Source organism: Cyanobium sp. WKJ7-Wakatipu, assembly GCF_024345355.1.
Taxonomy (GTDB): domain Bacteria; phylum Cyanobacteriota; class Cyanobacteriia; order PCC-6307; family Cyanobiaceae; genus Cyanobium_A; species Cyanobium_A usitatum.
The window spans coordinates 128,917-151,730 of sequence record NZ_JAGQAY010000004.1 but is presented as its reverse complement, the minus strand read 5'-3'; the positions used below and the strand labels follow the sequence as shown (position 1 = coordinate 151,730).

General features: G+C 64.4%; 22 protein-coding genes and 1 tRNA gene. 12 read left to right on the top strand and 11 right to left on the bottom strand.

The genetic code is table 11. The annotated features are described in order from the left end of the window. Positions 1 to 19 precede the first annotated feature (19 nt). Complete coding sequence (locus tag KBY83_RS04065; protein ID WP_254935140.1) at positions 20 to 280, top strand: cytochrome-c oxidase; 261 nt, start codon at positions 20 to 22, stop codon at positions 278 to 280. On the opposite strand, the gene murJ is transcribed toward KBY83_RS04065, so the two are convergent. Next, entirely contained in the window at positions 277 to 1,902 is a 1,626-nt protein-coding gene (murJ, locus tag KBY83_RS04060; RefSeq protein WP_255018417.1) for a murein biosynthesis integral membrane protein MurJ, read from the bottom strand. The genes KBY83_RS04065 and murJ overlap by 4 nt on opposite strands. Before the next feature lie 73 nt (positions 1,903 to 1,975). On the opposite strand from murJ, the gene sfsA reads away from it, so the two are divergent. The 4 genes from sfsA to KBY83_RS04040 all read left to right on the top strand — a co-directional run bounded on the left by sfsA (position 1,976) and on the right by KBY83_RS04040 (position 5,501). Then, complete coding sequence (sfsA, locus tag KBY83_RS04055) at positions 1,976 to 2,743, top strand: DNA/RNA nuclease SfsA (protein ID WP_254942371.1); 768 nt, start codon at positions 1,976 to 1,978, stop codon at positions 2,741 to 2,743. 16 nt (positions 2,744 to 2,759) lie between these two features. Further along, positions 2,760 to 3,467: a GAP family protein gene (locus KBY83_RS04050; protein WP_255018416.1), complete on the top strand. Its 708-nt coding sequence runs from the start codon at positions 2,760 to 2,762 to the stop codon at positions 3,465 to 3,467. A gap of 37 nt (positions 3,468 to 3,504) precedes the next feature. Continuing rightward, on the top strand, positions 3,505 to 4,701 hold the full coding sequence (locus KBY83_RS04045; protein WP_106632331.1) for a 4-hydroxy-3-methylbut-2-enyl diphosphate reductase: 1,197 nt from the start codon (positions 3,505 to 3,507) through the stop codon (positions 4,699 to 4,701). Between the two features lie 137 nt (positions 4,702 to 4,838). Continuing rightward, the gene (locus tag KBY83_RS04040) at positions 4,839 to 5,501 is read left to right on the top strand and encodes a DUF1997 domain-containing protein (RefSeq protein ID WP_396093383.1); all 663 of its coding nucleotides are present in this window, start codon (positions 4,839 to 4,841) and stop codon (positions 5,499 to 5,501) included. 49 nt (positions 5,502 to 5,550) lie between these two features. Here KBY83_RS04040 and KBY83_RS04035 read toward each other — a convergent pair whose 3' ends face one another. Together KBY83_RS04035 and purH are read right to left on the bottom strand one after the other, a co-directional pair. Then, on the bottom strand, positions 5,551 to 6,015 hold the full coding sequence (locus tag KBY83_RS04035) for a DUF4079 domain-containing protein (protein ID WP_254960381.1): 465 nt from the start codon (positions 6,013 to 6,015) through the stop codon (positions 5,551 to 5,553). 95 nt (positions 6,016 to 6,110) lie between these two features. Beyond that, positions 6,111 to 7,670 carry a bifunctional phosphoribosylaminoimidazolecarboxamide formyltransferase/IMP cyclohydrolase gene (purH, locus tag KBY83_RS04030; protein ID WP_255018415.1) on the bottom strand — a complete coding sequence of 520 codons (1,560 nt, stop codon included), beginning with the start codon at positions 7,668 to 7,670 and terminating at the stop codon, positions 6,111 to 6,113. 55 nt (positions 7,671 to 7,725) lie between these two features. Here purH and KBY83_RS04025 point away from each other — a divergent pair, with 55 nt between their 5' ends. Then, on the top strand, positions 7,726 to 8,355 hold the full coding sequence (locus tag KBY83_RS04025) for an alpha/beta hydrolase (protein WP_255018414.1): 630 nt from the start codon (positions 7,726 to 7,728) through the stop codon (positions 8,353 to 8,355). Between the two features lie 43 nt (positions 8,356 to 8,398). Here the strand turns inward: KBY83_RS04025 and KBY83_RS04020 are convergent, their stop codons facing one another. Continuing rightward, positions 8,399 to 8,770, bottom strand: coding sequence for a DUF3155 domain-containing protein (locus tag KBY83_RS04020; protein WP_106632267.1), 372 nt, complete (start codon positions 8,768 to 8,770; stop codon positions 8,399 to 8,401). Positions 8,771 to 9,201: 431 nt separating this feature from the next. Between KBY83_RS04020 and KBY83_RS04015 the strand changes: the two genes are divergently transcribed. Further along, positions 9,202 to 10,338: a sensor histidine kinase KdpD gene (locus KBY83_RS04015; RefSeq protein ID WP_255018413.1), complete on the top strand. Its 1,137-nt coding sequence runs from the start codon at positions 9,202 to 9,204 to the stop codon at positions 10,336 to 10,338. On the opposite strand, the gene KBY83_RS04010 is transcribed toward KBY83_RS04015, so the two are convergent. Beyond that, on the bottom strand, positions 10,295 to 11,074 hold the full coding sequence (locus KBY83_RS04010; protein WP_241518266.1) for an adenosylcobinamide-GDP ribazoletransferase: 780 nt from the start codon (positions 11,072 to 11,074) through the stop codon (positions 10,295 to 10,297). The genes KBY83_RS04015 and KBY83_RS04010 overlap by 44 nt on opposite strands. A 49-nt stretch (positions 11,075 to 11,123) precedes the next feature. Here KBY83_RS04010 and tgt point away from each other — a divergent pair, with 49 nt between their 5' ends. Continuing rightward, positions 11,124 to 12,257, top strand: coding sequence for a tRNA guanosine(34) transglycosylase Tgt (gene tgt / locus KBY83_RS04005; protein ID WP_255018448.1), 1,134 nt, complete (start codon positions 11,124 to 11,126; stop codon positions 12,255 to 12,257). Positions 12,258 to 12,286: 29 nt separating this feature from the next. Next, positions 12,287 to 12,430, top strand: a complete 144-nt coding sequence (locus KBY83_RS04000) for a photosystem II reaction center protein K (protein WP_106632264.1) — start codon at positions 12,287 to 12,289, stop codon at positions 12,428 to 12,430. 8 nt (positions 12,431 to 12,438) lie between these two features. On the opposite strand, the gene KBY83_RS03995 is transcribed toward KBY83_RS04000, so the two are convergent. Then, positions 12,439 to 13,164 (bottom strand): WecB/TagA/CpsF family glycosyltransferase, encoded by a 726-nt coding sequence (locus KBY83_RS03995; RefSeq protein ID WP_255018412.1) that lies wholly within the window; start codon positions 13,162 to 13,164, stop codon positions 12,439 to 12,441. 59 nt (positions 13,165 to 13,223) lie between these two features. On the opposite strand from KBY83_RS03995, the gene KBY83_RS03990 reads away from it, so the two are divergent. After that, positions 13,224 to 16,493, top strand: coding sequence for a glycoside hydrolase family 15 protein (locus tag KBY83_RS03990; protein WP_255018411.1), 3,270 nt, complete (start codon positions 13,224 to 13,226; stop codon positions 16,491 to 16,493). On the opposite strand, the gene KBY83_RS03985 is transcribed toward KBY83_RS03990, so the two are convergent. From KBY83_RS03985 to KBY83_RS15390, 4 genes are all read right to left on the bottom strand, one after another. After that, complete coding sequence (locus KBY83_RS03985) at positions 16,490 to 17,482, bottom strand: Gfo/Idh/MocA family protein (RefSeq protein ID WP_255018410.1); 993 nt, start codon at positions 17,480 to 17,482, stop codon at positions 16,490 to 16,492. The two genes, KBY83_RS03990 and KBY83_RS03985, sit on opposite strands and share 4 nt — an antisense overlap. A gap of 55 nt (positions 17,483 to 17,537) precedes the next feature. Further along, complete coding sequence (locus KBY83_RS03980) at positions 17,538 to 18,845, bottom strand: hemolysin family protein (RefSeq protein WP_106632327.1); 1,308 nt, start codon at positions 18,843 to 18,845, stop codon at positions 17,538 to 17,540. Between the two features lie 92 nt (positions 18,846 to 18,937). After that, positions 18,938 to 19,010, bottom strand: a tRNA-Ile gene (locus KBY83_RS03975). A 12-nt stretch (positions 19,011 to 19,022) separates the two neighbouring features. Next, a complete protein-coding gene (locus tag KBY83_RS15390) occupies positions 19,023 to 19,382 on the bottom strand; it encodes an Occludin/ELL family protein (RefSeq protein ID WP_315858934.1) in 360 nt (119 codons plus the stop codon). Positions 19,383 to 19,738: 356 nt separating this feature from the next. On the opposite strand from KBY83_RS15390, the gene pyrE reads away from it, so the two are divergent. Together pyrE and KBY83_RS03960 are read left to right on the top strand one after the other, a co-directional pair. Continuing rightward, positions 19,739 to 20,296 carry an orotate phosphoribosyltransferase gene (gene pyrE, locus KBY83_RS03965; protein ID WP_255018446.1) on the top strand — a complete coding sequence of 186 codons (558 nt, stop codon included), beginning with the start codon at positions 19,739 to 19,741 and terminating at the stop codon, positions 20,294 to 20,296. After that, complete coding sequence (locus KBY83_RS03960; protein ID WP_255018409.1) at positions 20,293 to 21,234, top strand: folate-binding protein YgfZ; 942 nt, start codon at positions 20,293 to 20,295, stop codon at positions 21,232 to 21,234. Before pyrE ends, KBY83_RS03960 begins: the two co-directional genes overlap by 4 nt. A gap of 46 nt (positions 21,235 to 21,280) precedes the next feature. Here the strand turns inward: KBY83_RS03960 and KBY83_RS03955 are convergent, their stop codons facing one another. Beyond that, positions 21,281 to 22,768: a TM0106 family RecB-like putative nuclease gene (locus KBY83_RS03955; RefSeq protein WP_255018408.1), complete on the bottom strand. Its 1,488-nt coding sequence runs from the start codon at positions 22,766 to 22,768 to the stop codon at positions 21,281 to 21,283. Positions 22,769 to 22,814 lie beyond the last annotated feature (46 nt).

The window sequence follows — 22,814 nt, the reverse complement described above, 5'->3', positions numbered from 1 at the left end:
TGGGAACTGGCGACGGGCTGTGCTGGTCATTGAGGTAACCAACGCCCGCGATGTGGTGCGTCAACGCCTGGGTCGCCTGGGCGGACGCCTAATCGGCAAGGTGGTGGACGCCGAGGCCCAGGTTGAAAAAGCCCTGATTCAGGAGCTAGAGACGGCCTTCAAGGAATTCGGCATTGAGGCACGCATCTTTTCGGTGGACGGCCCCCGGATGCTGGGTCGCTCCCACCTGGAGATTCCAGTTCAGGTGCGAGCTGAACGGGACGTTCGCCTCGACCCCTAGCGCCTGGCGCCAATTCGAGGCAAGCGATCCCGCAACTGGTCGGTCAGATCCTTGACCTCTGGCACCTGGGCAAGGCTGGCCACCACGCCATAGATCAGCACACCCACTCCGCCGGCAAAGCTGCACTCCAGGAGCCGCCCCCAAAGACCAGTGGGCCAGGCCACAGTTACTGACACGCCCCAGGCCACCAGTCCGGCCAGTACGGCAGCACCGAACAGCAGCATCGTGTCGCGCAGCCACAGCCGCAATGGCAGCCCGCCGAGCTTGGTCTGCAGCGCCAGCAGCAAACCCACACAAGTGATCAGATTCACCGCCACGGTGGCCAGCACCAGGCCGGCGGCGCCGCAATAGAGGCCAGGCAGCAGCTGGGTAGCGCCGGGCACCGGTCCGCCCACGAAAGCCCAGCAGAAGAGCGCATTCAGCCCAATCCCCGCCATCGACCAGCGGAACGGGGTAACCCCATCGCCGAGGGCATAGAACACCCTCACAAGCACGTCGCGAGCCAGATAGGCGGGCATGCCGATGCCGTAGGCCATCAGCAGGTTGCCCACCAACTCCGCAGCACCGGCATTGAAAGCTCCCCGCTCATAGATCAAAGCCACGATCGGCAAAGCCAGCGCCACCATCAACGCCCCCAGGGGCAGCATGCTGGCGTTGGAGAGCATCAGCCCCTGGCGGATACGACCAACCAGCTCAGGTCGATCGTCCGGTGCCGTCAGCCGAGCATAAACCGGCAGAAGGGGCACCAGCAGGGCATTGGAGAGCAACCCGAGGGGCGTTTGCACGAGCAGGTTGGCGTAGCCGAGACCCGCCGCGGCCGCCGGGATGCCCGAAGCGAAAAACAGGGACACAAACACGTTGATCTGCAGCATCCCCGAGGAGAGGGTGGCGGGCCCCATCACCTGCAGCACCTCGCGCACACCGGGGTCCCTCCAGTCCCACACCAGCTGAAAGCGTTGCAGCCCTTGCCGGGCCAGGGCTGGCAGCTGGATCAGCCACTGCAGCACCGCCCCCAAAGTTGTGGAGCCGGCCAGCACCACGCCGCCAAGCACCGCCGTGGTGGGCAGGGTGATCGCTGCACCGAGCTGCCACCACAGCACAGCGATACCAGCGATCACGGCCACGCTCGAGAGCAAGGGGCTCACCGAGGGCAACCAAAATTCATCAGCAGCATTAAGGGCTCCAAAGCCCAGGCCGATCAGCCCGGCAAATAGGGCCATCGGTGCCATCCAACGCAGCTGCAGTACGGCGATGTCGTGGCGGGTGGCATCCAGCCCCGGGCCCACCAGGGTGATCAGGGGGCCAGCGAACACCAGCAGCAACACCGTCACCCCGATCAACCCCGCCCCCACCAGGGTGTTGATTGCTGCCAGCACGTAGGCGCCTTCTTGGCGGGGCCGGCGGGCCAGCACGCTCACCATGGCGCTGTGGAAAGGTCCGTTAATGCCGCCCAGCAGGATCAGCAGAAAGCCGGGCAGCACGTAGGCGTAGTTGTAGGCGTCGTAAGCCGCGCCAACGCCGAAGGCTGCTGCAATGGCCTGCTGCCGCACCAAGCCGGCCAACTTGCTGAGGGCAGTGGCCACTGCCACAACCAGGGCAATGCGCCTGAGGGACTTTGCCATCAAGTGGGACCCAAGGCCCGGGAGTTGGCGGCAGTATGGCTGGCCTGCTCCAATCCATCCCACCCCGCCCGCCATGGCCACCTGCGTGCTTAGCCTCGGCCCCCTGGTAGAGGGCACCTTGGTGAAGCGCTACAAGCGCTTCCTGGCCGATATCGAACTAGAAAACGGCGAGCTGGTCACGGCCCACTGCGCCAACACCGGGCCGATGACCGGAGTGCTGCACCCCGGCGGAAGGGTGCGCTTGCGCCACGCCCCTTCCCCCAGCCGCAAGCTTGCCTGGACCTGGGAGCAGGCCCAAGTGCCTGGCGCCGATGGCACGCCCATCTGGGTGGGCATCAACACGGCCCTCCCCAACCATCTGGTGCGGGCCACGATTGAGGCCGGTTGCCTGGAGCCCTGGCTGGGGCCGATCGCAGCCATCCGTGCCGAGGTGCCCTATGGCGAAGGGCGCCGCAGCCGCATCGACCTGCTGCTCACCCCAGCGGAAAACGCCGCCGATCCCAGGCCGATCTACCTGGAGGTGAAAAACACCACCTGGAGCGAAGGGGAGCTGGCCCTTTTCCCAGACACCGTTACTGAACGGGGCCAAAAACACCTGGTGGAGCTGATGGCCCTGCTGCCAGAGAGCCGGTCCGTACTGGTGCCCTGCCTTAGTCGCGGCGATGTGAGCCGCTTTGCCCCGGGCGACGCGGCCGACCCACGCTATGGCGAACTGTTTCGCCAGGCCCTGGCAGCGGGCGTGGAGGTACTGCCCTGCCGCTACAGCTTCAGCGCCAGCGAGGTGAACTGGCATGGAATTGCGGCTGTGGAAACCCACGGTCCCGCCCTTGGGGCTGGCTAAGCGCCACAATCCCGCGATGCTCCCGTTCCACTGGCTCACCCAGACCATCGCCCTAGGCCTGGGCATTTCCTTCAGCCCACTCAACATCGCTCTGGTGGCCCTGCTGCTGCTGGGCCCCAACCCGCTGCGACGCTGCTTCACCTACCTGGGGGGCTGGATACTCGCCAACGGTGGCGCGCTGGCAGCGGTGGTGCTGGTAGGCAGTCGCTTCAGTTGGGCCATGCAGCTGGGCAGCCGCGGCCAGGTGTTGATGGACCTGATCGGTGCCGGAGCCCTGGTGGCCTTGGGGCTGTTCCAGCTAACCCCTGCAGCAGCCATCGGTGAGGAGAGCTGGGCGATGCAACTGATGGGCCAGCTGCCCGAGCTCGACTGGTTTCCCCTGCTCGGACTGGGGGCCGGCTGTGCCTTGGTCAGCCCGGAAAATCTGGTTTTTTACGCCAAGGAAGGGGGCATGTTGCTCACCAACCACACCTCCCTGCGCGGGGATCTGGAGGTGGGCGCCGTATTTGTGGCCGTAACCACCTCGCTACTGCTGCTGCCACCACTGGCCTGGCTGCTGAGCGGCGGCAGGCTGCGCCAGCCCCTGAGCCGCCTCAACGACTGGCTTGTGCATCGAGCCGAATGGCTGGTGGGGGTGTTCGCCCTAGTGCTGGGGGTCTATCTGGGCTGGCAAGGAATTGAGGGCCTCCACCAGATGACCCTGGTAGCCGCAGCTCTGACCTAAGTGGCCCATAGAGTTGATTCACCGAGACCTCGACGCTGTGGATACCCGCGCCTTCAAACGCTCCTTGCACCACTCGGAGCGTTACAACCGCCGAGGCTTCGGCTTGGGTAATGAGGTGGCAGGCAGCCTGGAGCAGGCCTACCAAAGCGATCTGATCGCCAAGCTGCGGGAAAGCGGCTACTCGCTCGAGAGCGGCCGCCTCACCGTGCGGCTGGCTGAAGCTTTTGGTTTCTGCTGGGGCGTAGAGCGGGCAGTGGCGATGGCCTACGAAACTCGGCGCCACTACCCCACTGAACGGATCTGGATCACCAACGAAATCATCCACAACCCTTCGGTCAACGATCACCTGCGCGACATGAACGTGCTGTTCATCTCCGTGGAAGACGGCATGAAAGATTTTTCGGAGGTTGCCAGCGGTGATGTGGTGATACTGCCCGCATTCGGCGCCACCGTTCAGGAGATGCAGCTGCTAAGCGAGCGGGGCTGCCACATCGTTGATACGACCTGCCCCTGGGTCTCCAAGGTGTGGAACACGGTGGAAAAGCACAAAAAGCACTCCTTCACCTCGATCATCCACGGCAAGGTCAAGCACGAGGAAACCCTCGCCACCAGCAGCTTCGCCGGCACCTACTTGGTGGTGCTCGACTTGGCCGAAGCCCAAATGGTGAGCGAATACATCCTCGGCAATGGCGATCGGGAATCATTCATGGCCCGCTTTGCCAAAGCCTGCTCGCCCGGCTTTGATCCCGACCGCGATCTGATCCGGGTGGGCGTCGCAAACCAGACCACCATGTTGAAGAGCGAAACCGAAGAGATTGGCCGCCTGTTCGAGCGCACCATGCTGCAGCGCTTCGGCCCCATTGAGCTCAATGAGCACTTCCTGGCCTTCAACACCATTTGCGACGCCACCCAAGAGCGCCAAGACGCCATTTTCGCCCTAGTTGATGAGCCCCTCGACCTGATGGTGGTGATCGGCGGTTACAACTCGTCCAATACCACCCACCTGCAGGAGATCGCCGTCAGCCGCGGCATCCGCTCCTTCCACATCGACACCCCCGAGCGCATTGGCCCTGGCAACCGCATCGAGCACATGCCCCTAGGGGGCGAGCTCGAAATCGAGCTGCCCTTCCTGCCCGAAGGTCCAATCCGAGTGGGCATAACCTCCGGGGCTTCCACACCCGACCGAGTGGTGGAAGACGTGATCGAGCGGCTGATCGAACTCTGCGAAGCCTGAGCCGAACCAAGGTGTCCGGGTGTCACAGCGGGCGGCACTTGGGCCCACCATGGGCTTTACATTGATTAAAGAACGTCTTGAACAAGTCCGGCATCCTGCTGCCAGGGCTGGTCAAACGCCAGGAGTTGCCTTTGTCGTTGTCAACCGCACCAGCCCAACCGTCGTCCAAGGGAGAGCTGGGCTCCGGTCTGTTGCTGCGCCACAGCGATGATCCGAGGGTGCGGCGCTATGCCAGTGCCTTTGCTGACGTGATGGAAATGCGGGCCAGCGCGCCCGTTGTCTCCGAATACCTCGATCACCACGAGGGGTGGTTTCGCCGTTGCGCTGACCCGATGACTGTGGACCCCCTCGGCAAGCGGGGCTACGCACTGACTCTGGGCACCTTTGGCAACTTCGGCTTCGAAGTGGAGCCCACCATCGGCCTGGAGTTGCTGCCCCAAAACCAGGGGCTGTACCGAATTCTGACCGTGCCCCACCCCGGCGGCGATCCTAAGCTTGGTGGGCTTTACGACGTCGAGTTCAACGCCTCGCTGCAACTCGACCAAGCCAATGATGCTGCCGTAGCTTCCAACGATCCCCAGTCCCAAACTTTGGTGCGCTGGGAGCTTGACTTGAGCGTCTGGGTACGCCTACCTGGGGTGATCACCCTGCTGCCTGATGGGCTGGTGCAGTCGAGCGGCGACCACCTGCTGCGTCAGATCGTGAGGCAGATCTCTCGCCGGCTCACCTGGAAGGTGCAGGAAGATTTCCACGGCAGCCACGATCTGGAGTGCCCACCCCGGCGAAGCGCCCAGTTCTAAATCAACTGGGCTGTCTTTCTCACTTGAGACCTAGAACCGAAGCCAGCGCTCAAGCAGGGCGGTTCTCCCAGATTTTGTTGAGGATCTGAAAGCCACTCACCGCCTGCCACAGAAACAGGGTCATCATTGCCATGTTGAGGCCCACATGGACCTTGCGGGCGATCAGATTGCCCTGCTGCATCAGGGAGGTAAGCGACACCGCTAGGGCGATCAAGCAGGTCATGCCAATGCCCACAAGCAGGTGGGGGCCCACAAATAATTTGCCGTTATTGAGGTAGGTAACGGCCATACCGCCGAAGGTGCCCAGCACGGTGATCGCCAGGATCAGGCTGCCGATCTGGAAATGGCGCTTGGCAAACTGCCCCTTGATCAGCTGCTTGCGGGTCTCAGCATCTGCGGTGCGGGTTTTCTTGGCCTTGATGCCAAGCAGCATCCCGTAGCTGGAGAGGGCCAGCAGACCCAGCATCAACAGGGGATGGAGGAAGTTGAGGTTGTAGGCGAGGGCTTCGGGCATGGCGTCAGAGGGGGCCAAGGGATGGCTGCGGCAAGTGCCCAGCAGAACAGGACTTATGGAGCGAAACTACAACTCACTGCGCCCCAGCAAGGGCGTTAATGAAGAAAATGACGGCGACCGGTTACCACCATCGCCAAGCCAAGGGCATTGCAGGCAGTGATCGAATCGGCATCGCGCACGCTGCCGCCAGGCTGAATCACAGCAGTGATGCCCTGACCAGCGGCCAGCCGCACGGTGTCATCGAAGGGAAAGAAGCCATCGCTAGCAAGCACCGCGCCCCTGGCCCGATCCCCGGCCGCTTCCAAGGCCAGCCTGGCCGAGCCAACCCGATTCATCTGGCCGGCGCCAATGCCCAGGCTCTGACCACCCTTGGCCACGGTGATGGCATTGGAGCGCACGTGGCGGGCCAGCTTCCAGGCAAAACCGAGGTCGTCGAGCTCTTGGGCTGTGGGCTGGCGTTCGCTCACCACCTGCCAGGCCGCGCCATCAACCGGTTGATCGTCTAGCTCCTGTACCAGTACCCCGCCCAGCAGGGTGCGCAGCTGGCGCCTGGACGCCAGAGCGATCGCCGCAGGATTCAATTCCAGCAGGCGCAGATTGGCTTTCGTGGCCAGCCGCTCCGATGCCGGTCCGTCAAAGCCAGGCGCCACTACACATTCAAGAAACAGGCTGGTCAGCAATTCGGCGGTGGCTAGATCGACCACACAGTTGATAGCCACAATGCCTCCGAAGGCTGAGAGCCGATCGGCGTCAAGGGCCCGGCTGAGGGCAGCGGCGCCGTTGTGGCCGATTGCTACGCCGCAGGGGTTGGTGTGCTTGACCACAACCGCCGCGGGCTGAGCCCCGGGGCCGTAGCCAAACTGCCGCACGGTGGCTAGAGCCGCATCCAGATCGATCAAGTTGTTGTAGCTGAGCTCCTTGCCCTGCAGTTGCACCGCGGCGCCCCAGCCGGCAGCGGGCTCGCTGTGCCAGGTGGCCTGTTGGTGGGGGTTTTCGCCGTAGCGCAGGCTCTGGCGGGCGGGCAGTTCGAGTCGCAGGGGCGCCGCCACCGCTGAGGGGAGCTCGGCTGCGCCGGCCAGCTGGCCCGCAAGCCAGCTGCTGATCGCCGTGTCGTAGCTGGCGGTGTGCTGGAAAGCTTCCAGCGCCAGCTGGCGCCGCAGGACAGCGCTGATGGCTCCGGTGCGCAGGCACTCAAGAAAGGGTCCGTATTGGCAGGGGCTGGTCAGCACCACCACATCGGCGTGATTTTTGGCCGCTGCCCGCACCATTGCCGGTCCACCGATATCGATGTTCTCGATGGCGGTATCGAATGCCACCTCGGGGTTGGCAACGGTTTCTCGAAATGGGTAGAGGTTGACCACCACCACGTCGATCGGGGCAATGCCCTGGGCCTCCAGATCAGCCTGGTGGCTGGGCTCGCAGCGGCGGGCCAGGATGCCGCCATGGATGCGTGGGTGCAGGGTCTTGACCCTGCCGCCCAAGATCTCAGGGGCCCCGGTGTGCTCCGCCACCTTGGTGACCTCAAGCCCGGCCGCCTTGAGGGCCGCAGCGGTGCCGCCACTTGAAATCAACTGATAGCCAGCCTCCAGCAGCCCCTCGGCCAAGGGCACCAGGCCCTCCTTATTGGAGACGCTTAGAAGGGCCGTGGGGGCCATGGCTGCCAAACGTGCAGGTATAAGGGCCAACCTACGCAGCAATCGATCCCCCGCCATGAGTAGCCAAACCAGCCAGCCCAACGACCAACTGATCCGCAGTGGCCCGGACCTGAGCGACCGGCGCCTTGTGCTGCTGCACGGCTGGGGAGCGGATGCCGACGATCTGCTCGACCTGGCCGAGGTGCTGGTGGGGCCAGCGGTGAGCGTGGTGGCCCTGCGGGCACCACTGCCGCATCCAAGCGGTAGCGGCCGCCAGTGGTACGACCTGCAACAGCCAAATTGGCCCCAGCTACCTGCCGCTCGAACCCAGCTGCTAGAGCGGCTCCTGGCCCTAGCTGTAGAGGTGCCCCTGCAGCAAACGGCTCTGCTGGGCTTCTCCCAAGGCGCCGCAATGGCCCTTGATGTGGCCACAGCCGGCAGCGGCCTACCCCTGGCCGGCCTGATCGGCTGCAGCGGCTACCCCCATCCCGGCTGGCAACCAACCGCAGCATGCCTGCCAAAAATCCTGCTCACCCATGGCGAACAGGATCCTGTGGTGCCCTACGGAGCCAGTGAGGCCCTAAAAGAGCAGTTGCAACTCGGTGGCATCGACACCGAACTGGTTGGGTTTACAGGCGGCCACACAATTGATAGCTGCCTGTTTCCTGCCCTGCGGAGCTACTTGGCCAGCCAGTGGTCATGCTGAACAACCACTGGCCCACCTGAGTTCCGCCAGGGCAAAGCCAAGCTCAAACGAAGGCGTATTCGTACTCCTCCATTTCTTCCCAGTCGTCGGCGGCGAGGGCTTCGATGCCTTCGAAAAGCACCTCCTCACCGATGCGGTCGACGATCGTGCGCAGTGAAGGAAACAGGAAATGGTTTTCCTCGGCGTACTGGGCGCTGAACAGACCCTTTTCGCCCCAGAAGAAGCGATCAGTGGTGTGCTCGTTGCGGCGCACGTTGAGAATTGCTGGGGGCACCAACAGCTCCTCAGCAATGAAGCGGCGTGCTGCCGTGACCGGCTTGTGGGAGCCGGTCTCGAGATTGAAGGTGGGAACATGCGCCAGCACCCGCTGGCCCGCGAGCCGGCGACGGCTAATCCGCTTGCGCTTTTTGGACATTGAACTGCTCCCGAGAAGGAGGAATTAGGAGAAGGAAAAGAAACCGGAGGGGGAACGGACAGTGGGAGCGCAAAACATGCGCAGGGTCCGTGACTCAGCCCACCCGCACCCCCCAAAATTTGGAGAGCAGGGCGACGCCCAAACGTTCTGTTGTCCGAGAGAGTCAGCAGGCCCAGGGGTCAGTGACGCCACACCCCGCCCATTCGGGGTGCAGAACAACAGGAAGCAAGATCGGCGAAAGTTGGATCTGTTACTGCTGTAGCCTGAATTGCCTGAATGGGCAACAAAGGGTGAGGGCGTCACGACGACGAGCCGCTGCCCGCTTGCGGACCGCGCCGTATTGGTCGATACCGCTCATCTTAAGACTTTTTTCTGGTTTTCCCACCCCTTATCCAAACTTATTGGAAGAGGGCCGGGGCTGAGGGCAGCAGATGCAAGTCTCCAACCGCTTTCTCGCCCTACTGCGCTTCCAGCTAGCCCAGTTCGCTGATCGCAGCGACCTCAGCTCCCTGGTGGTTTACGTCACCCAGCCCGGTGAAGCCAACGCCCCCATCCTGGTACCAATCGGCCAATGGCCCAGTGATGGCCGAGCCCTGCCTGCGGTCGAAGCCGGCAGTCCGCTGAGCTTGCCAGCGGAGGAGCGGCGCTGGCTGCCGCTGCGCCACCAACGGGTGCTGCTGGGCGCGATCCAGGTGGAAACCAGCGTGGTGCCCTGGCCAGACAGCCTGGGGCAGCGGCTCCAGGCCGTCGCCCTGTGTCTGACAGAAGCGCTCTGCCTTGATCTGGAACAACAGCAACTGCAGCAGACCCTCGAGCAACAGCAAGCCGAATTGAGCCTGCTGTTGCACCAGCTGCGCAACCCCCTCGCCGCGCTGCGCACCTTCGGCCAACTACTGCTGCGGCGCCTCGAACAGGACCAGCAGAACCGACCGCTAGTGGAAGGCTTGCTGGCGGAAGAGCGCCAGCTCAACCGCTACGTGGATGCCCTCAGCCAGCTGGGGCGCCACGAACAAGCCGCCGTCAGCGGCGAAGCGGCGCCGCCCCTGCTACTTCCCCCCGGGCTGGTGGGGCCCGAGGGCCAACCCCTGCTCGACTGGCTTCAGCCCTTGGTGCAGCGGGCTGCTGCCACGGCCTCTCTGCAGGGCCGCCCCTGGCATCCGCCATCCTGCTTGCCCAACTGGCACGGGGACAGTGGTGCCGTGGCTGAAATTTTGGCCAACCTGCTGAACAACGCCTTTCGATACAGCCCCAGCGGCACGGCCATCGGCCTGGACTGCCAAGCCCTGGCGTCTGGGGACTGGCAACTGACGGTGTGGGATGGCGGCGAGCCGATCGCCGAAAACGAGCGCCAGGCCATCTTTGAGCAGGGTTTCCGGGGGCGGCAGGGGCAGGGGCGGCCGGGGACGGGGCTGGGACTGGCCCTGGCCAGGGATCTGGCCCGCAGCCTCGGTGGCGAGCTCAACCTGGTGTTGCCGCCAGCAGCCGTTGCCCGGCAACTGCCCGAGCGGGGCAACGCCTTTTGCCTCAGGCTGCCAGCCGCGGCCCCAAGCCCAGCAGCAGGGCCATGAGCAGCAGGGCCAGAGCTTCTGTCCATTCGACACAGGCTCCGTAGCTATCGCCGCTATGGCCGCCGAGACGGCGGCCGAGCCATAGGGGCACGAGAACCGCTGGCAGCAAACCAACCCCCTGGGGCCAGGGCCAGCGGGTCCAGGCCGCTAGCCCCAGGGCCAGGGCGAACACCAGCAGGGCCGGCACCAGTTCCGCGGCCAGACCCCGCCAGTGCTGCCGGTGAAAAGCAGCACTGCCCTGCTGCCTCAAATATGGAAACCACTGCATGGCCAAAAGGGGTGACACCCGTCCCCAGAAAGCTGCCCAGAGCATGGCCAGCGGGGCAGCGGCCCCCAGGCAAAGCAGGGCTGCTGCCTTGAGCAGCAGCACCACCACCAGGGCCTGCACCCCCGATGCGCCCACCCGGCTATCTGCCATCGCCTCCAAGGCCCTAGGGCCGGCACCCAAGCCGTCGGCCGTATCCATTGCGCCATCAACGTGCAAGCCACCGGTGAGCACCAACCCGAGCGCCAGCACCAAGGCCACCTGGGCTCCAAGGGGCAACCAGCCAGCGGCAAGCCACCAGAAAAGGCCCTGCAGCCCGCCCAGCACCAGGCCGATCAGGGGTGCGAAGCGGGCAATGCGCTCAAAGCGCGGCGGCACTCCTGGCCAGGCGGGCAGCACCGAATAAAAAACCCAAGCACCGGCCAGATCGCCCAACCAGCCGGGAATCGCCCCAGAAAAAGACTTCGGCACGGGCTCTAGCAAGCGACACCTAGCGTCGGAACAGCACCTGTTCGGCGCAATCAGCTTCCCACCAGCATTCTCCTTCGACATCACAGCCCAGTGCAGCCGCACCCGGGCCCGCTGCGGCTGCTTTCACACCCCCCATGGCGATGTCACCACACCGCGGTTCATGCCCGTGGGCACCCTGGCCACGGTGAAAGGGGTTACGGCGTCCCAACTGCGGGACACCGGCGCCCAGATGGTGCTCTCCAACACTTATCACCTACACCTGCAGCCCGGCGAGCAGATCGTGGCGGACGCCGGTGGTCTACACCGATTCATGGGTTGGGACGGGCCGATGCTCACCGATTCCGGCGGCTTCCAGGTTTTCAGCCTCGGCGACATCAACACCATCGACGACCACGGCGTGGTGTTCCGCTCACCGCGCGACGGCGCCCGCATCGAACTCACCCCCGAGCGCTCGATGGCGATCCAGATGGCCCTGGGGGCCGATGTGGCCATGGCCTTCGACCAATGCCCCCCCTATCCCGCCAGTGAGGCAGACGTAGCCGCCGCCTGCCGGCGCACCCACAGCTGGCTGGAGCGCTGCATCACCAGCCACACCAAAGCCGACCAGGCCCTCTTTGGCATCGTCCAAGGGGGCTGCTTCCCCCACCTGCGCCAGGAATCGGCCCAGGTGGTGGCCTCCATGGGCCTGCCCGGGATAGCCGTGGGCGGCGTGAGTGTGGGCGAGCCCACCGAGGAAATGCATCGGATCGTGCGCCAGCTGGGGCCGCTGCTGCCTGATGCCGTACCCCACTACCTAATGGGCATAGGCACCCTGCGGGAAATGGCCATCGCCGTGGCCAACGGCTTCGACCTGTTTGATTGCGTGATTCCCACCCGCCTCGGCCGCCATGGAGCGGCCTTGGTGGGTGGCGAACGCTGGAACCTCAAGAACTCCCGTTTCCGCCACGACCACACCCCCATGGATGCCAGCTGCCCCTGCCCAGCCTGCCGCCAGCACAGCAGGGCCTACCTGCACCACCTAATCAAGAGCGAGGAGCTGCTGGGCAAGATCCTGTTGAGCTTGCACAACATCACCCAGTTGGTGCGCTTCTCCACCGCCATGGGGCAGGCCATCCGCGACGGCTGTTTTGCAGAGGATTTCGCTCCCTGGGAACCGGACTCCCCAGCCGCCCACACGTGGTAGCGTCCGCCCCTAGCTCAGTGAATTCCGGGATGGCTACCTACGCCCTGCAAACCCTGGCCCAACTCCCCGAGGCCTACCAAGCCTTCGGACCGCTGGTCGACATCCTGCCGATCATTCCCCTGTTCTTTCTGCTGCTTGCCTTCGTGTGGCAGGCCTCCGTCGGCTTTCGCTGAATCCGGCCTCAGCCCTGCCTGAGCACCTCCCAGGCAAATTTGGGTAGGGAGAGCATCCGTCGCCAGCGACTGGGCTCCTGAATCAGCCGGTACAACCATTCGATCTGCAGGGCTCCCATCCAGGCGGGGGCTCTTTTTTTGACTCCAGCCCAAACGTCAAAGCTGCCGCCCACACCCATCCAGAGGCCGCCACTGCGCCCAGGCAGCTGCTGAATCCAGGTTTCCTGGCGGGGTACGCCTAGGGCCGCCAGCACCAGGTCGGGCCGAGCCGCCAGCAGCTGCTGCTCCAAGCTTGGCCAGGCTTCAGCCGGTTGGTAGCCATGGGCATGGAGCACCAGCTTTAGTCCGGGAAGCTCCTGGCGCAAGCGCGCGGTGAGCTGCTCCATCACCTGCGGTGAGGCCCCCAACAAAGCCACCCTCCAGCCATGGGAAGCCGCGTGAGTGAGCAAATCACGGGCCAGTTCAATCCCAGGGCTACGCCGCACCCGGTAGCCCTGGCGGCCTAGGGCCCAAACCACGCCGGCACCATCCGGAATCACCAGGGATGCCGCGGCGATGGCAGCCCCCAAGGCTGGATCGGCCTTAGCGGCCATCGTCATCTCAGCATTCAGGGTGACGATCTGCCCACCACTCCGCTGCCGCAGGGCCAAGGCCGCTGCAAACACATCTGGACACACGCTCACCGGCACCCCCAGAACCCTGGTGCGCAGTGGTTCAGTTGCTGTTGATGCCATCAGGGGTGAGGTGGGGGTGGAGAATATATGGCTGGCCTACCACTGGCATAGGGACATCCATGGCGCAATCCCTGCCACTGAACAATCCGGCCCATCAGCCTGAACCCGCCGTTTCAGCCGCCTTGGATCCGGCTCAGGCCTGGGTCCTGCTGCAAAACCTGGATAGTCAAATTGATCGGGTGGTGTTGAGCCGCCAACACCCGATAACGGGACTGCTGCCAGCCAGCACCGCCCATACCGTGCACGGCAACTACGCAGACGCCTGGGTGCGCGACTGCGTTTATTCAATCCAATGCGTCTGGGGACTTGCCCTGGCCCATCGCCGCCTGCGGGGGGCCAGTCGCCGCGTATACGAGCTTGAAGCGAGGGTGCTGCAACTGATGCGCGGCCTGCTCAACGCCATGCTGCGCCAGGCCCCGAAGGTGGAGCGCTTCAAGCACAGCCTGCATCGCCTGCATGCCATTCACGCCAAGTTCGACACGGCCACCGGCGCTGCTGTCGTGGCCGATGACGGCTGGGGGCATCTACAACTCGATGCCACGGCGCTGTTTCTGCTCCAACTCGCCCAGCTGACCCGCTCAGGCCTGGTGGTGGTGCAAAGCAGCCACGAGCGCGACTTCGTGCAAAACCTGGTGTACTACGTGGCCCGTGCGTACCGCGTAGCCGACTACGGCATTTGGGAAAGGGGCGACAAAGGCAACCACGGCCTCCCAGAGCGCAACGCCAGCTCGATTGGCCTGGTCAAGGCCGCTCTGGAGTCCCTGGAGGGACTCGATCTCTACGGACCCCACGGTGATGGCCGCAGCTGTCTGGTGATCCCCCACGACGCCATCGTGAGGCTGCGCCGAGCTCTAGACGCCCTGCTGCCGCGGGAATCAGCGAGCAAGGAGGTTGACAGCGCCTGCCTAGCGGTGATCGGCTATCCCGCCTGGGCCGTGGACGACCCAGAGCTGAGGCGGCGCACCCGCGCCAAGATCCGCGCCGAGCTGGGTGGGGCCTACGGATATAAACGCTTCCGCCGCGATGGCCACCAAACCGTGGTCGAAGACCACACCCGGCTGCACTACGAACGGGAGGAACTGGCGGAGTTTGAGCACATCGAATGCGAATGGCCCCTGTTTTGGGCTTATGAACTAATCACGGCCTGCTGCGAAGAGCGCTGGGAAGAGGCCCGCCAATGGCGCCAGCGCCTCCATGAAGTGAGCCTGGAGCAAGCGGAGGGCGCCCTGCTCCCCGAGCTCTACCTCGTTCCCGAAGCAGCCATAGCAGCCGAACGGCAACAGCCCGGCAGCCAGCGCCGAGTGGCGAACCCCAACGTGCCCTTGCTGTGGACCCAAAGCCTCACCTGGCTCTCAGACCTGTTGCTAGCCGGATTGATAAGTCCAGACGATCTCGATCCAACCGGGCGACGCCGGCCCAGCACTCTTGGCGCCGACCGGGTGCTGGTGGCGCTGGTGCCAGCTAACTCGGCTATCGCAGCCAGCCTGGAGGCGGCTGGACTGCCCCTGGCCCATGGCCCCAGCAGTACCAATCCGGCGATCCGCATCGGCGGCTCCCAGGAGCTGGCGATGCGGATGGCCCAGGTAGGTGCAAACCCCGCCCTCGGCCTCAGCGGCCATCCACCCGTGCGGATGGAAACCATGGCCACGGCTCGCCTTTACCGGCAGGGAACCAGCTGTTTTGCGTTTTTCCCAGCCGTGCTGGAGGAAGACACCTTCTACCTGGCAGACGATCCTGAGCAGCTCGTGGACGCCGTGACCGCCGAACTGCGCCTGTTGCAGCGCCACTGGCGCGGAAGCGGCTCGCCGCTGCTGCTGCTGCCGATCGCCGAGGGTGCCTTCCAGGCCAACCCAGATGCCTTCCTAAGGCTGGGGCAGCAGTTGCAGGCAGGACAGCTGGATGGCGTCCCCGTGCAGCTGGCCCCGCTGGCAGAGCTCATCGACCAGGGCAGCTGGGTGGAGCTGCCCGCTCAAGCGCCGGGGGCCGTGCTTCTGCCGCCTGCACCCATAGCCACCCCGTTGCGGGCTGGCACCAGCCAGACCCCCCTTAGCGCCAAGGAGGAGCAAGAACTCGAACGCGAGGACATCAGCATTGGCGAACTCGCCGATCGGCTCTGGCGCAGCTCCTCCCTGGAAGAGCAGGGCGAGGTGCTGGAGCAACTGGTGCGGCGCCTAGGGCCCGACTCCCGGCTGCAGGGACCGGCCGGCAACCAACCAGTACGCCTGCATGACCTGTTGGAGGAGGTCTACCGCCGCGCCCTGGCCGAAGCCGACTGGAACGTGGTGCGGCGGGTGGCTGGCGCCCTGGACCTGGTCCATCCCCAGCTGGAAGATGCCCTCACCGACCTGCTGGTGCGCCAGAAGCAGGTGGTGGTAGGTCGCAATTACACCAGCGATTCGCGCATCAGCGAGCCCCAGGGCAGCGCCAGCATCGCCGCCATGATCCGTCGCTACAGCGGCGAAGACGGCCGTGAATGGATGCTGCAGCAGGAATTGCTACTTGCCCTCGACAGCCTGGCCCGGCACGAGCCGGCCCTGCTGAGCGGCAGCCTCACCCTGCAACTGGGCCAGCTGCTGCTGTTGCTCACCGGCGAACTGGCCAGCGAAGCCGGGCTCAACCCCATCGACGCCTTCGAGGCCCTTTGCGATCAGCCCCCCCACGCCATCCAGCGCCGGCTGCGGACCGTGCTGGCCGACCTGGAACATGCCAAAGCCTCCCTGCAGCGCCAGGAGCAACTGCATGTGAGCGGCCGGGTGCGTTGGGACGTTCCCGATCCGCTGGCAGAGCTACCCAAGGGCGGCTGCTGGCTGCAACACCGGCTGCGCCTCGGGGCCCTAGGGCGCGTACCCCGCGATTTCTATCCCGGCATCTGGGATCTACTGCACCACTGCCACGGCATCGTCATCGGCGACAAGCTGGAGAAGCGCAACCGACTGGACAGCGGTCCCCTATTGAGTGAAAAGACACCTGGCGAACGTAATTTCGCCGCCCTTGTCGATCACCTGCTTAGCAAAATCGAAGCGCCGGACTATCGCCAGCTATGCACGGAAACCCTGCTCACCTTGATCACCTTTATGGGTGCTAATCCCGAGGTGGTATTTGACGACGACCTAGTGTTAGACGTGGTGATCGGTCACGCCGTACGGGTGGGCTGGCAGCAACGCCACCCGGATATTCCTGAATCCCAATACGGCCTGCATAAGGCAGACGCCTGGGATCAATTTTATCTGGCTTCGCCAGCTGATTGCCGCCGCTGGCAGCTGGCAGCTCTGCGCCAGCTCACTAGCCCGGAAATAACCCCAGCAGCCAGGGCAACTTCGACGACCTAGATCGGCGCCTCCAGGCTCATGCAGAGATTGGGCTGCTCGACGCACTGCTCAATCAGGTCGGCCAGCTGCAAAGCCCGGGAAGCCTGCAAGCCATCCACCGCCGGGGTCTCAACACCCCGCACGCACTGGAGGAAATGCTCTAGTTCGGCGTATAGGGGCTCAATGGAGGTGGTACTGACCTCTTCAATTACTCCATCGGATCTGTAAACCAGCTCGCCGTGATCTGCGCTCACCGACTCGTGAGCGCGGCGATGAATGTGCAAAGTGCGCTTAAGAAAATCCGTCTCTACCAAGCTGCCGCGACAGTGGGCACTAAGACTGCGAATCTTGCGATGGGCCATCTTGCTGGCCGTCAGGCTGGCCACCACACCGTTAGCAAAGGCCAGGGTGGCGTTGACGTAGTCAATTGGCCCTTCAGCACTGCGACCGCCGGCCGCCGCCAGGCGAATCACTGGCGCCCCAGCCAGCTCCAGCACTAGGTCAATGTCGTGAATCATCAGGTCGAGCACCACCGACACGTCATTAGCGCGGTCTGGGTTGGGACTGTGACGGCGCGCTTCAAGCACTACCACCTCCTCATTAGCCACAACCTTGACCAATTCCCGGAAGGCGGGATTGAAGCGCTCGATATGGCCCACCTGCAACAGACGACCAGCCTGCTCAGCCGCATGGATCAACTCAACCGCCTCCTCCTGACTAGCCGCGATCGGCTTCTCGATCAGCACGTGCACCCCGGCCATCAGGCAGGCCAAACCGACTCGGTGGTGAAGCAGGGTGGGCACGGCGATACAAACAGCGTCCACCTCGGGCAACATTTCCTCGTAGGAGGGGAACCAGCGGCAACCGAACTGCTCGGTAGCTAGCTGTCCGCGGCTCCCATCTGGATCGGCCACCCACACCAGTTCGGCGTCTTTGATCAGGCTCAGCACCCGGGCGTGGTGCCAACCCATGTTGCCGATGCCGATGACACCCACGCGCACAGGGTTCAAGGCCGGGGCTCTCAACTATGGGCATTATCGGGGGTACGGGGGCCCAGACCGTTGATCAGCCGCCCTCGGTGCGCTCCGGTTCGACGACTGGACGCTCGATCTGTACTCGCTCAATGCGCGGGCCATCCATGGCCAGCACCCGAAATTGGTGGCCCTTCCAGCGCAAACCTTCACCTGCCGAGGGAATGTGCTGCAAGCGCTCAAGCAGGAAGCCAGCAAGCGTGTGATGACCTTCCGCCTCAGGCAACTGCAGCGCCAGCTGCCTGTTGAGTTCGAAGATTTCCAGGTCCCCTGCCACCGACCAGCAGCCTTCGCCGAGTTTCTGCAGATCCTGGGCCGCCTCAAGGGAATCTTCTTCCTCTCCGACAATCTCGCTGGTGAGGTCGGCCACAGTAACTAGCCCCTCCGTACCACCATGCTCATCAACCACCACCAGCAGGGGCTGACCACTGCGAATCAGGGGCAGGAGTTCCGCTAGGGAAGTGCTCTCCTGCACCAGGGCCACGGGGGTGATGTAGGGAGCAAGGGGAGTGTCGGCGCTGAGCATGCCCCTGGCAATGGGATCAGCAAGACGCCGCAGGTCCAGCACGCCACGCACGTCGTCGAGGGAGCTGCCGATCACCGGGAAGCGGGCGTGGGCGGTGTCATGAACCTCGCGCATCAGCTCGGCAAAACTCACATCCAGGGGCAGGGTGACCATGCCGGATCGGGGCACCATCACCTCCCGCACCAGGGTGTCCCTCAGCGAAAAGACTCCCTCCAATATGTTGCGTTCGTCGGGCATCAGACCGGTGACGTTGCCGGTTTCGATCAAGGTTTCAAGCTCGCCAGCCGACAGGGCAGGCACCAGCTCATCCCAGTTACGGGGTAAGCCCAGCAGGTGCAGCAGCACACCGCTGCAACGCTCAATCAGGGAAAGCAAGGGGGCCAGATTGCGACTCACCGCAGCCAGCAACGGCGCCAGTCGCAGAGCCGAGCTTTCGGGACGATGCAACACCCAGGCCTTGGGTAGTAAGCCGCCCAGCACGGTGGCAAGCAACACCAGTACAAGAAATAAACCGGCATCAAGCCAAACCTGGGGAATGGCTCCAGCACCACTTTTGGCGGCCATAGCTATGCCGAGCTGTTCAGCCAAGCCGCGACCGGCCCAGCCCAATGCCACCAAAGCGAGCGCCGTACCCAGCTGGGTAGCCACCAGCACTCGCCGGAGCCGATGCTGCAGCTTGGCAACGGCTTGGGCACCGGGCTCACCCGCCTCCTGCAGTTGCTGCACCCGGCTAGGCCGCAGGCGAATCAGGGCGAATTCCCCAGCGGCAAAAAAAGCCAGCAGAGCCAGCAAAATGGCCAGCGCCAGGACTTGAATCACAGGAAGCTCCGCCAGGAGAGCCAGCAGTGCTCTGACGATAGGGGTTGCTGGGCAATCAGACCGTAGGGGTTGATTGAACCAAGGTGAAATGGGGGTCCCGAGGATCGAACTCGGCTAAGGCGAATTATGAGTTCGCTGCATTCACCAGATTGCTAGACCCCCTCGCCAGCAGCGCTACCAGAGGCCGCGCACCGGAGCGCTGTAGCTGGCACCGCCATCCTGCCAGCCTGGGCCATCAGGCTGGGAGCCAGCGGATCCCAGCCTGCCTGAATAGCCGTTTGACACATCCCCCGTACGCCAGGGCATGGGATCACTCTGCTGCTGAAGTAACACTTGATAAGTATTTTCCACTGCCGTGCCATCCCAGATGATCGTTTGATCGGGGAAGCCGAAGCCCATCACCCTGGTGCCATCACCACCACCCATGGCGATGCCAAATAGATCGGTGATTTGATTGGTGAGGCTCACGCCGCGAGCAAAGGGTGCCGTGTAGCTGAAAAAGCGTTGCTCCATCAGCTGGGGCGTGGTCTGCACGACGCCACAGCGGGTAACTTCAACGGGTCCGGCAGCTCCCCCATTGAGTGCCTGCCCACTGCTGTTTGGGGCCTCCAAGGTCGTGGTGCAAACCACTGGGCCCGCCGCTGCAGGGCTCGAGACCAAGGCTCCTACCAAAGACCAAGCTCCTACCAAAGACCAGGCTCCTACCAGAGACAATGCGCCTACGGCCAAACCCAAAGTGAACCTTAAGTTGGTGCCGTAAGCCATTGATCCCACCAGCCCAGGGCTGATCCTGTCGTGATGATCGCAAACTAATCAACCAATCGCGAATGCACCAGATCTTGTCGACCGTTTCCCTGGCTGCCCCGGCATTCACTGCCAGCCCCGCAGAAATGCGCCTGGCCCTGCTTCCCCTGCTCGCCTCCCAGGCCTACCGCCACGGCAACTTCACCTTGGCCTCCGGGCGCAGCAGCCACCACTACGTCAATTGCAAGCCAGTCAGCCTCAGTGGTACCGGCTTGGCCCTGCTCGGCGCCCTAATGCTCGAGCAGGTGGAAGCGGAAGCGCGGGCGGTGGCCGGCCTCACCCTGGGGGCAGATCCCCTGGTGAGCGCAGTGGCAATGATGGCTGCCTTGGTGGGCCAGGAGCTCAATGCTCTGATCGTGCGCAAAGAGGCCAAGGGCCACGGCACCGGTGCCTGGCTGGAGGGGCCGCTGCCTGAACAGGGAAGCACCATCACCGTGCTTGAAGACGTAGTCACCACCGGCGGCTCTTCCCTAAAGGCCGTGCAGCAGCTGCGGGAGGCTGGCTACACAGTGAACCGGGTAGTGACAATCGTGGATCGCCAGGAGGGGGGGATCGAGGCGATGACGGCTGCCGGGCTCGAGCTGCGCAGCCTGTTTCTGCTGGACGAGGTGGCTGCCACCGCCGCGGACCTGGCCAACTCATGAGCTCCGATCCCTGGGGCTGGCAGCCCAGCGGCCCGTCTCGAACCGAACAAGCGGGCTACCTGATCCGCCTGGATGGCCCAGATTCGGGCAGATTTCTACACGGCCAAACCAGCTCGGCAATCGAAGGCCAGCAGCCCGGCAGCTGGATACCCAGCTGTTGCACCACAGCCACCGGTCGTCTGCGAGCCCTCGCTGAGGTGTTGGTGGATAGGGATGGGGCCTGGCTGCTGCTGCGCGGCGCTGATGGCACCGCCCTTTGGCAGGGCCTTGAGCGGGTGCTGTTCCCCGCCGATCGAGTGCAACTGGGTCCGGTAACTCCGGTGCGTTTAATCACTCCGCTTGGGGATGGCTGCGGCGCCCTGCCCCAGGTTGCTGATGGGAGCTGGATTTCTCTAGAAGATGGCAGCGGTTGGTTGCTGGGCCGCCAGTTGGTCCTGCTGAAAAACGCCGAGCTGCCCGCCTGGATAGCCGATCGAGCGCCCCTGCCGGCCAGGGAGCAGCAGCGTTGGCGCATCCAGCAGGGGGTGCCGGCGGCCCCAGGTGAGATCAACGACGAAACCAACCCCTTCGAAGTAGGGCTCGCCGACCGGGTGAGCCTCAGCAAGGGCTGCTACGTGGGCCAGGAAACCCTGGCCAAACTCGCCACCTACGACGGCGTTAAACAACAGCTGCGGCGCTGGTTCTGGCGCGGAACCCAGGATCCTGGAGAGCCAGGCACAGTCTTGACGGGCGGCGAGCCCAGCAGCCCCCGGGCGGGTCTGATCACCTCCAGCCTGGCCCTGGAAGATGGCCTCTGGATTGGCCTAGCCCTGGTGCGCCGCCAGTCGCTTCAACAAACCTGCCTGCGCGCCGGCCCCGATCCCGATGGCGCGCTGCTGGAGCTATCTCGCCCGCCAGCCTGGGTTGATCCACCGGTCGGTGCCGGCCGTAAGTCCTGAAACTTCAGCCCTGAATCTTCAGTCCTGAATCTGAAGTCCAGAAGCGTTAGGGCTGAGCCAGTAGCCAGCGCACCACTGCCCAGGTGGCCAGGCTGTCATCGCGGTTGTAGAGAAATATCCGCTGCAACTGATAGCGACTGGCCTGGCCCCGGCTACCGCCTTGGCGGTGCCATTGACGCCACTGGCGCCACCAAAGCAGGCAGCGGGCCCCATCTACCCCTTTCTGGCTCCAGGCAAAGCCCAGCCAGCCGGCCACCGTCTTGAGCCCGTAGCTGCTCACCGGTAAGCGCCAGTGGCGCCGCAGCCGGGCGTGCACATCCAGCATCCTGCCCCGCAACCGGGCCACCTCAGCCTCACTGGCCCCCTGGCGCTGGGCCAGGCGCACCAGGCCAATCACCTCGGTTTCGCCGTAATGCAACACCGGCCAATCGGGATAGCGGGCGAGCAAACGCTGCAATCGCTGCCAGAGGCGCTGCTCACCATGCTCCTGCAAGGCCAGCAGGGGCTGGTAGCGGGCTGACTGCTCTAGCCAGCCCCCCGCCCCGTCGCTCTCCAGCACCACAAAGCCGTGCAGGAAATCATCGCGGGCATCGGGATCGGATTCGATGTCGTAGAGCAGCACACCAGGTGCTGCTGCCAACTCGGGCAAGACCGGCCCACGGCCAAGGCGCTGCGGCAGGCCAGAGGCCTGCACCCGGGCCTGGGCCACCAACTCCGCGGCAATCTCGCGGTGCTGCTCTCCGTAGGCGGCTAGGGCCTCGGCCAACAGCTCTGGATCACGGGCAGCCAGATCCGGCAGGGTGGTGACCCCCTGCTCCAGCAACATCTCGCGGCGCTTACCGCCGATGCCACTCACCTCGCTGAGATGCCCCATGGCGGCGGCCTCCTTATCGCAGACGCCTCGCCAGCTGCACAGGGTGCACTTTTTGCGATCGCTCACCAAGTGCGGTGGCGTGGACTGGGCAAGATCAGCGGCGAGACGCTGCAGGCTCTCATCGAGCTGGTGCTGCAGGCCGCTAGCCAATGCCAGGCGCTCCCGCTGCAGGAACCTGCCTTCACCAGCCACCACCAGACCATGGGGCACTGGTGCCTGCTGGTGCTCCGCCAACAGGCGCCCCCAAAGCGCCAGCACCACCCGAGCTTCGCGGGTTAGCCGTCGCCCCTGGCGAGCCAATACCGGCCGGTATGCATAGGCGCCCCAACGGCTTTGGCCAGCGATGCGCTCCAGCAGGGAGGGATGGGATTCCAATCGCACTCCCTGGGGACCAGCCCCCCGCAGCCGCAAGCCCACCACCCCAGCCGCCCCTGCGGCGCAGGCCGCCTCGCCGTGGCCCGGCCGCTGAGGCAGCAGGGTCTGAAAGCTGCGCAGCTGGTCGCTCAAGGCCAGGGCCCGGTGGGCATTCCACTGCCGCTCGCTGGCAACCCCAAAGCGATCCAGCCAGGCGCGGCGCCTGCATCGCAGCCAACTGCGCAGCAAGCGATCAGTGAGAGCCGGCTCGGGCCCTGAACATTCAATTTGGGGCCGGGAAGTCAATGCTGGCGTCCACAGACCCCGACGCTAGGGCTGGAGCGCCGCCGGC

Excerpts from the sequence above, each read along its gene's own strand:
- murJ (WP_255018417.1), bottom strand. The coding sequence starts at position 1,902 with ATGGCAAAGTCCCTCAGGCGCATTGCCCTGGTTGTGGCAGTGGCCACT.
- sfsA (WP_254942371.1), top strand. The coding sequence starts at position 1,976 with ATGGCCACCTGCGTGCTTAGCCTCGGCCCCCTGGTAGAGGGCACCTTG.
- KBY83_RS04050 (WP_255018416.1), top strand. The coding sequence starts at position 2,760 with ATGCTCCCGTTCCACTGGCTCACCCAGACCATCGCCCTAGGCCTGGGC.
- KBY83_RS04035 (WP_254960381.1), bottom strand. The coding sequence starts at position 6,015 with ATGCCCGAAGCCCTCGCCTACAACCTCAACTTCCTCCATCCCCTGTTG.
- purH (WP_255018415.1), bottom strand. The coding sequence starts at position 7,670 with ATGGCCCCCACGGCCCTTCTAAGCGTCTCCAATAAGGAGGGCCTGGTG.
- KBY83_RS04025 (WP_255018414.1), top strand. The coding sequence starts at position 7,726 with ATGAGTAGCCAAACCAGCCAGCCCAACGACCAACTGATCCGCAGTGGC.
- KBY83_RS04020 (WP_106632267.1), bottom strand. The coding sequence starts at position 8,770 with ATGTCCAAAAAGCGCAAGCGGATTAGCCGTCGCCGGCTCGCGGGCCAG.
- KBY83_RS04015 (WP_255018413.1), top strand. The coding sequence starts at position 9,202 with ATGCAAGTCTCCAACCGCTTTCTCGCCCTACTGCGCTTCCAGCTAGCC.
- KBY83_RS04000 (WP_106632264.1), top strand. The coding sequence starts at position 12,287 with ATGGCTACCTACGCCCTGCAAACCCTGGCCCAACTCCCCGAGGCCTAC.
- KBY83_RS03995 (WP_255018412.1), bottom strand. The coding sequence starts at position 13,164 with ATGGCATCAACAGCAACTGAACCACTGCGCACCAGGGTTCTGGGGGTG.
- KBY83_RS03990 (WP_255018411.1), top strand. The coding sequence starts at position 13,224 with ATGGCGCAATCCCTGCCACTGAACAATCCGGCCCATCAGCCTGAACCC.
- pyrE (WP_255018446.1), top strand. The coding sequence starts at position 19,739 with ATGCGCCTGGCCCTGCTTCCCCTGCTCGCCTCCCAGGCCTACCGCCAC.
- KBY83_RS03960 (WP_255018409.1), top strand. The coding sequence starts at position 20,293 with ATGAGCTCCGATCCCTGGGGCTGGCAGCCCAGCGGCCCGTCTCGAACC.